Source organism: Streptomyces sp. NBC_01474 (assembly GCF_035918215.1).
GTDB classification, from domain to species: domain Bacteria; phylum Actinomycetota; class Actinomycetes; order Streptomycetales; family Streptomycetaceae; genus Streptomyces; species Streptomyces aureus.
The window spans coordinates 6,743,153-6,755,773 of the sequence record NZ_CP109449.1 but is presented as its reverse complement, the minus strand read 5'-3'; the positions used below and the strand labels follow the sequence as shown (position 1 = coordinate 6,755,773).

General features: G+C 72.0%; 9 protein-coding genes. 1 reads left to right on the top strand and 8 read right to left on the bottom strand.

Annotated elements, in window-relative coordinates:
* Positions 1-108: 108 nt before the first annotated feature.
* The 4 genes from OG758_RS30880 to OG758_RS30865 all read right to left on the bottom strand — a co-directional run bounded on the left by OG758_RS30880 (position 109) and on the right by OG758_RS30865 (position 5,953).
* Positions 109-249: a hypothetical protein gene (locus OG758_RS30880; RefSeq protein WP_326712928.1), complete on the bottom strand. Its 141-nt coding sequence runs from the start codon at positions 247-249 to the stop codon at positions 109-111.
* Between the two features lie 287 nt (positions 250-536).
* On the bottom strand, positions 537-2,156 hold the full coding sequence (locus OG758_RS30875) for a vWA domain-containing protein (RefSeq protein WP_326712927.1): 1,620 nt from the start codon (positions 2,154-2,156) through the stop codon (positions 537-539).
* Positions 2,157-2,306: 150 nt separating this feature from the next.
* Positions 2,307-3,170 carry an ABC transporter permease gene (locus OG758_RS30870; RefSeq protein ID WP_326712926.1) on the bottom strand — a complete coding sequence of 288 codons (864 nt, stop codon included), beginning with the start codon at positions 3,168-3,170 and terminating at the stop codon, positions 2,307-2,309.
* A complete protein-coding gene (locus OG758_RS30865) occupies positions 3,167-5,953 on the bottom strand; it encodes an alpha/beta fold hydrolase (protein ID WP_326712925.1) in 2,787 nt (928 codons plus the stop codon). Before OG758_RS30865 ends, OG758_RS30870 begins: the two co-directional genes overlap by 4 nt.
* Before the next feature lie 115 nt (positions 5,954-6,068).
* Here OG758_RS30865 and OG758_RS30860 point away from each other — a divergent pair, with 115 nt between their 5' ends.
* Positions 6,069-6,488, top strand: coding sequence for a GNAT family N-acetyltransferase (locus OG758_RS30860; protein ID WP_326712924.1), 420 nt, complete (start codon positions 6,069-6,071; stop codon positions 6,486-6,488).
* A 25-nt stretch (positions 6,489-6,513) separates the two neighbouring features.
* Here the strand turns inward: OG758_RS30860 and OG758_RS30855 are convergent, their stop codons facing one another.
* From OG758_RS30855 to iolB, 4 genes are all read right to left on the bottom strand, one after another.
* Positions 6,514-7,932, bottom strand: coding sequence for an APC family permease (locus OG758_RS30855; RefSeq protein ID WP_326712923.1), 1,419 nt, complete (start codon positions 7,930-7,932; stop codon positions 6,514-6,516).
* Between the two features lie 447 nt (positions 7,933-8,379).
* Positions 8,380-9,891 (bottom strand): CoA-acylating methylmalonate-semialdehyde dehydrogenase, encoded by a 1,512-nt coding sequence (gene mmsA / locus OG758_RS30850; RefSeq protein ID WP_326712922.1) that lies wholly within the window; start codon positions 9,889-9,891, stop codon positions 8,380-8,382.
* Positions 9,892-9,943: 52 nt separating this feature from the next.
* Positions 9,944-11,812, bottom strand: a complete 1,869-nt coding sequence (gene iolD / locus OG758_RS30845) for a 3D-(3,5/4)-trihydroxycyclohexane-1,2-dione acylhydrolase (decyclizing) (RefSeq protein WP_326712921.1) — start codon at positions 11,810-11,812, stop codon at positions 9,944-9,946.
* Positions 11,809-12,618, bottom strand: coding sequence for a 5-deoxy-glucuronate isomerase (gene iolB, locus OG758_RS30840; RefSeq protein WP_326716092.1), 810 nt, complete (start codon positions 12,616-12,618; stop codon positions 11,809-11,811). Before iolB ends, iolD begins: the two co-directional genes overlap by 4 nt.
* Positions 12,619-12,621: the final 3 nt, after the last annotated feature.

The window sequence follows — 12,621 nt, the reverse complement described above, 5'->3', positions numbered from 1 at the left end:
CCCAATCCCTCTGACTCCTCCGACTTCCTCAACTCCTTCTGTCCGAACCGGGAACACGGCTGAGGCGGGCCCCCGGCGCACGCCTGGGGCCCGCCTCGACGGCACGGTTCAGCAGTCCTTGCCGGCCTTGTTGCCGACCGGACGGCGGCGGGGCTGGTGCTTCGGCTTGGGCGCCGCCCGGTGTGCGGCGGCCGGCTTCGCGCCGGGCTTGCGGGTCTTCTTGACGGGGGCGATCTTGTGGAAGCTCATGAGGGTGGTCCCTTTCTCGGTGACGCTTTTCCTTTTGCCGTAAGCCCTTTCCGGCTTCGACACGGAAAACATTACGCGGGCTCCGGCCGCGGAATGACCAAATGGGATGAGAACTCGATCAGTTACGTCTGAGTTCAATTCTCATCACCCTTCAGGAACTGAACAGGCATTCATACAGAATTTACGCCGCCCTATTCGGCGGTCGATTACTCCGCCTCGATATTCACCCAGAACCTACAGGGCAAAATGACAGCTTCTCCAACCTGCGCGAGCGGGTACGGCTGCCCTCAGATCCGTAGTTCGTCGGCCCTGCGTATCGCTTCCGCGAGCCGCCGCACGTCCTTGTCCTCCGTCACGCGGGCCAACTTGTCCGCACGTGAGGCCAGTTGGGACAGCGTGGGCGCTCCCGGCAGCGCGCCCTGCCTCAGCGCGTCCGCGAAGTAGGCGGCCGTGGCCGTCAGTTGGAGGCCGCGGTTCGAGCGCCATACGTCCGTGTCCAGCGCGGACGCCTCGATCTGGGTCGTCTCCTCGTGCGGGGCCCGCGTGTCGGGGTCCAGCCAGCGCACGCCCGCCGTCGCGACGTGGCCGCTCGCGCCCGGGCGCAGCCGTATCGCGTACAGCGCGGTCACGGTGTGGCCGGGGCCGACCTCGCCGCCGTCCACGCGGTCGTTGCGGTAGTCGTCGTCGGCGACCTGCCGGTCGTCGTAGCCGATGAGCCGGAACCGCTGCACGGTCTGCGGGTCGAAGGCGACCTGCGTCTTGGCCTCACGGGCGCGCAGTTCGATGTTCTGCGGCAGCTCGTCGCAGAAGACCTTCCGGGCCTCCTCGGGGGTGGAGACGTACGTCGTGTGGCCGTCGCCCTTGTCGGCGAGGCGCTCCATCAGGGCGTCGCCGTACTCACTGCCGACTCCTACGCCGAACAGCGTGATGCCGTGCTCTCGCCGGGCGTCGGAGATCCGGTCGAGGATCGCGTCCGCGTCGGTCTCACCGGTGTTGGCGAGGGCGTCGGAGAGGAGGACGACGCGGTTGGTGGCGCCGGGGCGCGCTCCCTCGACCGCGGTGTCGTAGCCGGTGCGGACACCCGCGTCGAGGTTCGTCGAGGACATGGGCTCCAGGCGGTCGATCGCGTCATGGACCCGTCCCCGGCCGCCGCCGACGCGGGTCATCGGCAGCACCGTCTCGGCCGTCTCGCTGAAGGTGACGAGTGCGAGTGAGTCGTCCGGTCGCAGTTGGTCGGTCATGACGCCGAGGGACTGCTTGACCAGGTCGAGCCTGCCGGTTTCGGACATGGAGCCGGAGACGTCGATGACGAAGGTGAGCGCGGCGGGCGGCCGCTCGGACGCCGGGGCCGCCGGGCCGGTGGCGAGGCCGACCCGGAGGAAGGACCAGCCCTCCTCGCCGGCGCGGGCCCCGTCCGCCGTCACGGAGAAGCCGTTGCCCTCGGGGCGCGGGTAGTCCTGGCGGAAGCTGTTGATGAACTCCTCGGGCCGCACGGTCTTCGGGTCGGGCAGGCGCCCGTCGGCGAGGGTGCGGCGGGCGTAGCCGTAGGACGCGGTGTCGACGTCGAGGGCGAACGTGGAGAGGTAGTCCGCGGGCGTCGGCGACGGGGTGTCGGTCGGCGCGATGTCGCGCTGCTCGCCGTCGGCCTCGGTGCCCGGCGCGGGCGTCGCGGGTGCGGAGGGGCGGGCCGGTGCGGGGGCGGGCAGCGGGCCCGCGCGCCGCGCCTTGCCGTGGTCCGCCGAGGAGCCGTCGCTCCCGCCCCCGCACCCGGTGACGAGGAGGCAGCCCACGAGCGCCGCCGCGAGCAGGCCGACCGCCCGTGTCCGTGCGCGTGGCCGCCTCCGCGCCAGCGCCGATGCCCGCGTACGGTCGCGGTCCCCTGCCCGGTGCTCGCTGTCAGGCCTCATCCGTGCCCCCTCGGTTCGCCGATCGCTGCGTCAACCCTTGTGAATGTGACGTCCGAGACGGCCGGAACGAGCAGTCGGTGGCGTTGCGGATGAATCTCGATGCGGCTACGGAGGGGGCCCGCCGACGCCGGAGGGTGATCCTCCGGAGACCTACGAGACGATGTCCTTGCGGCGAAATCCCCGGAAGGCCAGGGCGAACAGGACGACGGCGTACGTTACCGAGACGGCCGTCCCCTGGATCATGCCGCCCCACTCCAGGTGCGGCTGGATGGCGTCCGCCCACGCGAACTGCCAGTGCGCGGGCAGGAAATCGCGCCAGTCGCCGAGCGCCGTCACCGCGTCGAGCACATTGCCCACGATGGTGAGCCCGACCGCGCCGCCGACCGCGCCGAGCGGCGCGTCCGTCTTCGTCGACAGCCAGAACGCGAGTCCCGCGGTGACCAGTTGGGACACGAAGATGTACGCGATCACGACGAGCAGCCGCTGCGCCGCCGTGCCCGCGGGGAGCGCGCCGCCGGTCGGGATCTCCAGCGGGCCCCAGCCGTACGTGGCCGTGCCGACCGCGAGGGCGACGACAGGCAGCAGGACCATCGCGGCGAGGCTGAGGGTGAGGGCGACGGTGAGCTTGCTCCACAGGAGGCGGGCGCGGGGCACGGGCGCCGCGAGGAGGTAGCGCAGGCTGGACCAGCCTGCCTCGGAGGCGACCGTGTCCCCGCAGAACAGGGCCACGGGGATCACGAGCAGGAACCCGGCCGAGACGAACAGGCACGTCGCGGCGAAGTTGGCGCCGGACGCGGTGGCCGTGTCCATCAGCGTCACCCGGCCGTTGCGCGAGCCCGGGTCGCCGCCGATGGCGAACGCGACGACCAGGACGAACGGCAGCAGGGCGAGGACGGCGCCCATGACGAGCGTGCGCCGCCGCTTCAGCTGGCGTACGGCCTCGACCCGCAGGGGCAGGGTGCGGCGCGCGCGGTATCCGGGCGCCACGTCGGTGGACTCGACGAGCGCGGTCATCCGGCTTCGCCTCCGATCAGGGTCAGGAACGCGTCTTCGAGGCGGCGGTGCGGGCCGAGCGATGCGACCGGCACGTCGAGCCGGACCAGCTCGGCGAGGAGCCTGGCGGCGGCCGTCTCCCGGTCGCCGGCGGGAGGCATGAGGACCGCGGACCGGGCCGGGTCCTCGGGCGCCGCCGGGGCGCTCTCCGTGGCGACCTCCGCGGGAACCGCCCCGGCCGTCGCCGGGACACCCGTGTGCGCGGGAGCGGCGAGACGGACCAGGAGTCCGCCGTCCGCGCGGGCCGCCGACTCCACGCCCGGCAGCGCCTCCACCTTCTCCACCAGCGCGTCGGAGATGTCCGCCGCGAGCCCGGCCAGGAGGGTGTCGCCGGAGCCGATGATGTCGGCGACCGGTCCCGCCTGCACCAGGCGGCCGCGGTCCATGACCACCAGGTGCGTGCAGGTCTGCTCGACCTCGGCGAGGAGATGGCTGGAGACGATGACCGTGCGGCCCGCGGCGGCGTACCGGATCATCACCTCGCGCATCTCGCGGATCTGGGGCGGGTCGAGGCCGTTCGTCGGCTCGTCGAGGATGAGGAGGTCGGGCAGGCCCAGCATGGCCTGCGCGATGGCGAGCCGCTGGCGCATGCCCTGTGAGTAGGTGCGCACGGCGCGGGCAAGGGCGTCGCCGAGCCCGGCGATCTCCAGGGCCTCTTCCAGGTGCGCGTCCTCGGCGGGGCGGCCGGTGGCCGCCCAGTACAGCTCCAGGTTCTCCCGGCCGGACAGGTGCGGCAGGAAGCCCGCGCCCTCGACGAACGCGCCGACCCGCGACAGGACGGGCGCGCCCGGCCTGATGGCGTGCCCGAAGACGCGGATCTCGCCGCCGTCGGGCCCGATGAGGCCCATCAGCATGCGCAGGGTTGTGGTCTTGCCCGCGCCGTTCGGCCCGAGGAGGCCGAGGACCTGGCCCTTCTCCACGCGGAAGGACAGGTCACGGACCGCGTACCGGTCGGCGGACTTCGCGTACTTCTTGCTCAGGTCGGTGATCTGGAGCGGGACTTCGGCGAGGTCCGGGGCCGGGGCTCCCGCGCTCGCGCGGCGGCGCCCGGTGAGCAGCAGGGCGAGCGCCGCCAGGACGCCGGCGAGGGGCAGCCACCACACCCAGGCGGGCAGCGGCGCGGCGGCCGTGCGCACGGCGGGTGCGGTGGGCACGGACAGGTCGCTCTTGAGGGAGACGCTGTACGTGGCGGGGTGCGTCGGGGACGCGTAGCCGAGGTCCGTGGAGGACAGGACGAGGCGCAGCCGGTGGCCCTTCTGCACTTCGTGGTCGATGGCGGGGAGCGTGAGCGTGACGTCCTTGCCACCGCCGGCTCCGGAGCCCACCACCCTTACGGGCGAGGCGAGTTGGGAGGGCAGTACCGGCTGGGACCCGCCGCCGGGCGCGACGTCGTACACCTTGCCGAACAGGACGGCGTCGTCGCTGTCGGACGTGACGTGCACCGTCACCGTCGGGGACCCCGTGACGTGCAGGTCGTCGCGCAGGGGCGCCGACTCGAAGTGGGCGAACTGGCCGGGGAAGTCGAGGGAGAGGCCGACGCCCAGGGAGGAGAGCTGGCCGAGTCCGCCACCGCCGCCGCCTCCGAGCCCCGGCAGGTTCGAGATGGCGGGCGGGCTGGCCCCTGCGGGGTTGTCGACGCGCTGCTCGCGCCCGGTCAGCGGCACGCGGCGCGGGTCGTTCGCGAGGCCCGGGTACGTGTCGCTGCTCGCGCCGCGCAGCTGGGCGGCGCCGTCGGTCGAGTCGACGCCTCCGGTGCGGGTGACGCGGAAGGCGGGGCCGGTGTCGGCGGCCTTGTCGTCCTTCAGGTAGCGGTCGAACCAGGAGTCGACGCGGGCTTCGACCCGCCCCGTCTCGCGGTCGCCGCCGTCGTGACCGCCCGCGATCCAGTCGACGTCGACAGGCGCGCCGTTGGCCCGGATCGCCTTGGCGGCCGCGTCGGCCTGGCCGAGCGGGAACAGGGAGTCGGTCTGGCCCTGCATCAGGAGCGTGGGCACCTTGATGTGCTTGCCGACGGCGATCGGCGAGCGCTCCTCGAGGAGTGCGCGGGCCGCGGCGTCCGGCTTCCCGGCCTCGGCGACGCGCTCGTACATGCGGCACAGCTGCGGCTCGAACCGGTCGCAGCCGCCGCCGGTGTTGATGAAGAGCCCGGCCCAGAGCTTCTTGTAGACGCCCTGGGGGAACAGTGCGTCGGCGAGGTTCCAGTACGTGATCTGCGGGGCGATGGCGTCGACCCGGTCGTCGTACCCGGCGGCGAGCAGCGAGACCGCTCCGCCGTACGAGGCGCCGGTGACGCCGACGCGCGGGTCGCCCTTCTTGTCGAGCTGCACCTCGGGCCGCTTCGCCAGCCAGTCGATGAGCCTGGACGCGTCGGCGACCTCGCCCTTCGGGTCGTTGAGCCCGATCTTGCCCGTGGAGTGGCCGAAGCCGCGCGCCGACCAGGTCAGCACGGCGTATCCGTCGCGGGCGAGGCCCTCGGCCTGGGCGCGCAGCTCGTCCTTGCTGCCGCCGAAGCCGTGGGCGAGCAGGACGGCGGGGCGGCGCTCGGATCCGGGCGTCGTGAAGTACGACGTGTCGATCCTGGCTCCGCCCGTGTCCATCACCCTGTCGCGGCGCTGCACGGGGGGCGCGTCGTCCGAGGCGGCCGCGGCCGTCCACGTGCCTGCGCCCGCGAGCACCACGACGGCAGCGGCGGCGGCCGCCCACCGCCGTGGCCTGGCCCGCGGTCCGGTCAGTCGTAGATCCATGCGTCAACGGTACGGGCGCCCGCCGACAACGGGGGCAGCCCCCGGTGTGAACCGGGGGACCTCCCTGGGGAGTAGGGTCCCTCCCTCGCGTACACCGCTCGTGGTACGAAGCGTCATGCAGAAATCCGGCATCCGCCGTGCGCGCACCGTCGACGAACTGACCGCCGCCGGGCCTCTGTTCGACGGGCCCGCTCTTCCCGAGTGGTCGGCCCGTTTCCTTCGGACGCCGGGCCATCATCTCTTCCTGGCCTACGAGGACGACGAGCCCGTGGGCTTCGTCAGCGGGGTGGAGACGGTTCACCCGGACAAGGGGGTGGAGATGTTCCTGTACGAGCTGTCGGTGGCCGAGCCGTACCGGCGCCGCGGCGTCGGCCGCTCCCTGGTCGAGGCGCTGGCGGCGCTGGCCAGGGAGCGGGGCTGTTACGGGATGTGGGTCGGCGTGGACACGGACAACGCGCCCGCGCTCGCGACGTATCGCGGCGCGGGCGGCCGGGACGGCGGTGGGTGCGCCGTCATCGAGTGGTCGTTCGTCTGAGCGCCGCCCGGGGCGGAGCCGGCGCTCAGACCTGCTCGTCCTCGGGGATCGACACCAGCCAGCGGGTGTCCTTGCGCGGCCGCAGGTAGAGCGCCCAGTAGAGGGTGGCCGCGGCGGTGATGCCGCCGGTCCACAGCAGGTAGGAGACCTCCTGCTGGCTGAGGATGTAGGCGAGTACGGCGATCAGGACCACCGGCACCGCGGGCCACAGCGGCATGCGCCAGGCCGGCTGGTCGCGGTGGGAGCCGCGGCGGGCGAGCAGCGCGGCCACGGCGACCAGGAGGTACATGCCGGTGACGGAGACGCCGGTCACGCCGTACAGGGTGTCGAGGTTGACGAAGCAGAGGGCCGCCCCGGGCACGCCCACGACGAGGGTCGCGACCCACGGGGAGCCGAAGAGGCCGAGCTTGGAGAGCGCGTTGTTGACCGGCTCGGGCCAGGACTTGTCGCGGGCGGAGGCGAACAGGACGCGGGAGTTCTGGATGACCATGACGATGCCCGCGTTGATGATCGCGAGGGCGACGCAGAGGCTGACGAACGTGCCGACGGCGGAGTTGGACCAGGCCTCGACCATGCCGCTGATGTCGCCGCTGGTGAGGGCGGCGAGGTCGGGGGCGCCCATGGTGATGGCGACGACCGGCACCAGGATGACCACGGTGGAGATGGCGAGGGTCGCGAGCACCGTGCGGGCCACGTTGCGGCGCGGGTTCTCCAGTTCCTCGGAGAGGTAGACCGCGGTCGAGAAGCCCTGCGTGATGAAGAGGGCGATGGCGAGCCCGGAGATGATCAGCATCGCGGTGACGGTGTCGGTGTGGCCGCCGGCCCCGGAGACGTGCAGGTCGACGAGGGAGCCGGCGCCGCGCTCGGAGTGGGCGAAGCCGAGGACGGCGACGACTCCGGCGGCGATGACCTCGAGGACGAGGAAGATGCCGGTGATCCAGGCGTTGGCGCGCAGGTCGAGCAGGCCCGCGAGGGTGGCGAGGAGCATGACGCCCGCTCCGGCGCCGGCGGCGGGCAGGTGCACGAGCGGGGCGAGATAGTCCGCGGTGCCCATCGCGATGACGGGCGGCACGATCATGACGACGAGCAGCGAGAGCACGAAGACGAGCCAGCCGGCGAGGCGGCCCGCGAGCGTCGACACCATGGCGTACTCGCCGCCCGCGCTGGGGATGAGGGTGCCCAGCTCCGAGTAGCAGAACGCGACAGCTATGCAGAGCAGCGAGCCGATCGCGATGGTGAGCGCGGTGGCGGTGCCGAGCGAGGAGAACAGGTCGGGGACGACCACGAAGAGCGTGGAGGCGGGCGTCACGCACGAGAGCGTGAGCAGGGTGCCGCCGACGACGCCGATGGAACGCTTGAGCTTCTGGGGACTGGCCGTGTTGCCGAGGGGCGCGAGGGGCTCCTCGGTGACGGTCGTGGGGCTTGTGCGAAGCGTGTCGGACATGGGGGAGCGGTTCCGATCGACTCGTGCGGCAGATGTTTCTGATACTCGGGCCGGGAGCGCTATCGCCTCCGAAGGGCTGTCGCGATGGGGGGTTGTTCGTCCGCTCCCGGCGCGTCATTGCACCGTGCGAAATCCGGAACGTCAACGGCCGTTTAGCTGCGGATTCCGCACCGGACGCGTGATCCAACTGCGGTCACTTCCAAGACGGTTCGCCGCAGCAAGTGCATTCCATCAGGCATCCCGGATGAATGACCTTGCTTTCCCAGGTGAACAGGCCGTGCCGTCTGGGACACCCGATACATCCCCTACGTACGGGAACCGCAGCCCCCGCTCCGAAGTCCGTCGAAAATCGTCCGCACTCCGGACACTCCCCCGGCGCCCCGGGCACACACAGAGGTGCCCCGGACGCGCTGTGCGGCGGCCGGGGCACCTGGTCCTGCCGGGACCTCAGTGGTTGCGCGGGAAGCCCAGGTCCACGCCCACGGGGGCGTCGGACGGGTCGGGCCAGCGCGTCGTGACGACCTTGCCGCGGGTGTAGAAGTGCGTGCCGTCGTTGCCGTAGATGTGGTGGTCGCCGAAGAGCGAGTCCTTCCAGCCACCGAAGGAGTGGTAGCCCACCGGCACCGGGATCGGCACGTTCACGCCGACCATGCCCGCCTCGATCTCCAGCTGGAAGCGGCGGGCGGCGCCGCCGTCGCGGGTGAAGATCGCGGTGCCGTTGCCGAACGGCGAGGCGTTCATGAGCGCCACGCCCTCCTCGTACGTGTCGACGCGCAGCACGCAGAGCACCGGGCCGAAGATCTCGTCCTGGTAGGCCTTGGCGGTCGTGGGGACGCGGTCGAGCAGGGAGAGGCCGATCCAGTGGCCGTTCTCGTGGCCCTCGACCGTGTAGCCGGTGCCGTCGAGGACGACCTCGCAGCCCTCGGCCGCGGCGCCGGTGACGTAGGACGCCACCTTGTCGCGGTGTGCGGCGGTGATGAGCGGGCCCATCTCCGAGGTCGGGTCGTTGCCGGGACCGATCTTGATCTTCTCGGCGCGGTCCTTGATCTTCGCGACGAGCTCGTCGGCGACGGAGCCCACGGCCACGACGGCCGAGATGGCCATGCAGCGCTCGCCCGCGGAGCCGTACGCGGCGGAGACCGCGGCGTCGGCGGCGGCGTCCAGGTCGGCGTCGGGCAGGACCAGCATGTGGTTCTTGGCGCCGCCGAGCGCCTGCACGCGCTTGCCGTTGGCGGAGGCCGTGGTGTGGATGTGGCGGGCGATCGGCGTCGAGCCCACGAAGGAGACGGCCGCGACGTCCGGGTGCTCCAGGAGGCGGTCCACGGCGACCTTGTCACCGTGCAGGACGTTGAAGACACCGTCGGGCAGACCGGCCTCGGAGAGCAGCTCGGCGATCTTCATGGACGCCGACGGGTCCTTCTCCGACGGCTTCAGCACGAAGGTGTTGCCGCACGCGATGGCGAGCGGGAACATCCACATCGGCACCATGGCCGGGAAGTTGAACGGCGTGATGCCGGCGACGACGCCGAGCGGCTGACGGATCGACGACACGTCGACGCGCGAGGCGACCTCGGTGGACAGCTCGCCCTTCAGCTGCACGGTGATGCCGCAGGCCAGGTCCACGATCTCCAGGCCGCGGGCGACCTCGCCGAGCGCGTCCGAGTGGACCTTGCCGTGCTCGGCGGTGATCAGCTCGGCGATGGCGTCGCGGTTGGCGTCGAGCAGCGCCCGGAACTTGAAGAGGATCGCGGTGCGCTTGGCGAGGGACGAGGTGCCCCACGTCGCGTACGCGGCCTTGGCCGAGGCGACCGCGGCGTCGACCTCGTCGACGTCGGCGAAGGCGACCTGCGTCGTGACAGCGCCGGTCGCGGGGTCGGTGACCGGGCCGAAATTGCCCGAGACACCCTCGACGGTCTTCCCGCCGATCCAGTGGTTGACGGTCTTGACGTCGGTCGTCATGAGGGCAAGCTCCTTTGGGGTCCTACGGGTGTTTCGGGTTTTTCGCGTTCTTTCACAGCCGGCGGCGCCGAGCGGTGACGTGCCGGTCGTACTCCTCGCGGGCCTTGACCGCCGACGGTCGGGTCGCTGTCTCGGCCACGGGCACATCCCACCACGCCTGCGCGGGGGGCGCGCCCGACACTGTGTCTGCCGTTTCGGTCTCCACGTAGACACATGTGGGACCGTCCGCCGCACGCGCCGCCGCGAGGGCTTCCCGCAGATCACGGACGGTTTTCGCGCGCAGCACCGTCATGCCGAGGCTGGCCGCGTTCGCCGCGAGGTCGACGGGCAGCGGGGCGCCCGTGTACGTGCCGTCGGCGGCCGGGAAGCGGTAGCCCGTACCGAACCCCTCGCCGCCCACGGAGGCCGAGAGCCCGCCGATGGACGCGTACCCGTGGTTCTGCAGGAGGACCACTTTGACCGGGATGTTCTCCTGGACGGCGGTGACGATCTCGGTGGGCATCATCAGATACGTGCCGTCGCCGACGAGCGCCCACACGGGACGGCCCGGCGCGGCGAGCGCGACCCCGATCGCGGCCGGGATCTCGTAGCCCATGCAGGAGTAGCCGTACTCGACGTGGTACTGGTCACGGGACCGGGCCCGCCACAGTTTGTGCAGGTCGCCGGGGAGCGAACCGGCCGCGTTGATCAGGATGTCGTCCTCGGTGACGAGTTCGTCGAGCGCGCCGAGCACCTGGGGCTGGGTGGGGTGCGCCAGGTCGTCGTCGGCCGTGAAGCAGGCGTCGACGCGGTACTCCCAGCGCTCCTTGTCGTCGCTGTACTCCATGACGTACGAGGGCTCCGCACGGTGGCCGCGGAGCCCGGCCGTGAGCTGTTCCAGGCCGGTGCGGGCGTCCGCGACCAGCGGCAGGGCTGCCATCTTGTGACTGTCGAAGGCCGCGATGTTGAGGTTGAGGAAGCGCACGCGGCCGGAGCCGAAGAGGGTGCCGGACGCGGTCGTGAAGTCGGTGTAGCGGGTGCCGACGCCGATGACGAGGTCGGCGGTGCGGGCGAGTTCGTTCGCGGTCGCGGTGCCGGTGTGACCGATGCCGCCGACGTCCGCGGGGTGGTCCCAGCGCAGGGAGCCCTTGCCGGCCTGGGTGGAGGCGACGGGGATCCCGGTCGCATCCGCGAACTCCTTCAGCGCCTCCTCGGCCCGGCTGTGGTGCACGCCGCCGCCCGCGACGAGCAGCGGCCTGCGCGCGGCGCGCACCGCGCGGACGGCCTCGTCCAGCTCGCGCGGGTCGGGCGCGGGCCGGCGCACGCCCCACACCCGCTCGTCGAAGAAGGCGTCGGGCCAGTCGTACGCCTCGGCCTGCACGTCCTGCGGCAGCGCGAGGGTGACCGCGCCCGTGTCGACCGGGTCGGCGAGGACGCGCATCGCGGCGAGGGCCGCCGGGATCAGGGCCTCGGGCCGGGTGATCCGGTCGAAGTACCTGGAGACGGGGCGCAGGCAGTCGTTGACCGACACATCACCCGCGTAGGGGACTTCGAGCTGCTGGAGCACGGGGTCGGCGGGCCGGGTCGCGAAGGTGTCGCCGGGCAGCAGCAGGACAGGCAGGTGGTTGATGGTGGCGAGGGCGGCGCCGGTGACGAGGTTGGTGGCGCCGGGCCCGATGGACGTGGTCACGGCCTGCGCGGCGAGCCGGCCGCTCTGCCGGGCGAAGCCGACGGCCGCGTGCACCATGGCCTGTTCGTTGCGGCCCTGGTGGTAGGGCATGTCGTCGGCGTACTCCAGGAGTGCCTGGCCGATCCCGGCGACGTTCCCGTGCCCGAAGATGCCCCACATCGCGTCGATCAGGCGGCGCCGCTCGCCGTCGCGCTCGGTGTACTGCCGGGACAGGAACCGCACGAGGGCCTGTGCTGTGGTGAGCCGCGTCATCGGTATCCCTCCGTCAGGTGATCGGGGTGGAAGCAGATCCGCCACTCCCGCTCCTCGCCCGGTCCCGCCATCACGTTCAGGTAGTACATCGTGTGTCCCGGCTGCGCGATCGACGGGCCGTGCCACCCGTCGGGGACGAGGACCGCGTCGCCCGTACGGACCTCGGCGAGCAGGTCGGTGCCGCCGGGCCTGGACGGCGAGACGCGCTGGTACCCGTACCCGCCGGGCCCCTCGATCTCGAAGTAGTAGATCTCCTCCAGCTCGGTCTCGACGCCCGGCCGGTGCTCGTCGTGCTTGTGGGGCGGGTACGAGGACCAGTTCCCGCCGGGCGTGATCACTTCGACGGCGATGAGCTGGTCGCACTCGAAGGCGTCGGCGGACGCGAAGTTGCGCACCTGGCGGGCGCTGGTGCCGGAGCCGCGGTGCTCGACGGGAACCTCCGGCGCGGGGCCGTAGCGGGCGGGGAGCTTACGCTCGCACTTCGCTCCTGCCAGGGCGAAGCGGCCTCCCGCGCCGGAGGCGATCTGCGCATGGGCGTCGCGGGGCACGTAGGCGAAGTCGCTGACCCCGCCGAACACGCTCTCCCGGCCCAGCAGTTCGATGATCCGGCCTCCCGTGTGCACCGTGCAACCACCTGTCAGGGGCAGCACGATCCATTCACTCGCACCGGTGTCCAGATCGTGGGTTTGTCCGGGCCTCAGTTCGATCACTCGCAGCCCCGCGCGGGACCAGCCGGCCCGCTCCGGGCCGACGGCCAGGGTGTAGGGCCCGTCGGCGGCGCTCCCCCGGGGCAGGTACGGGTTCATGAG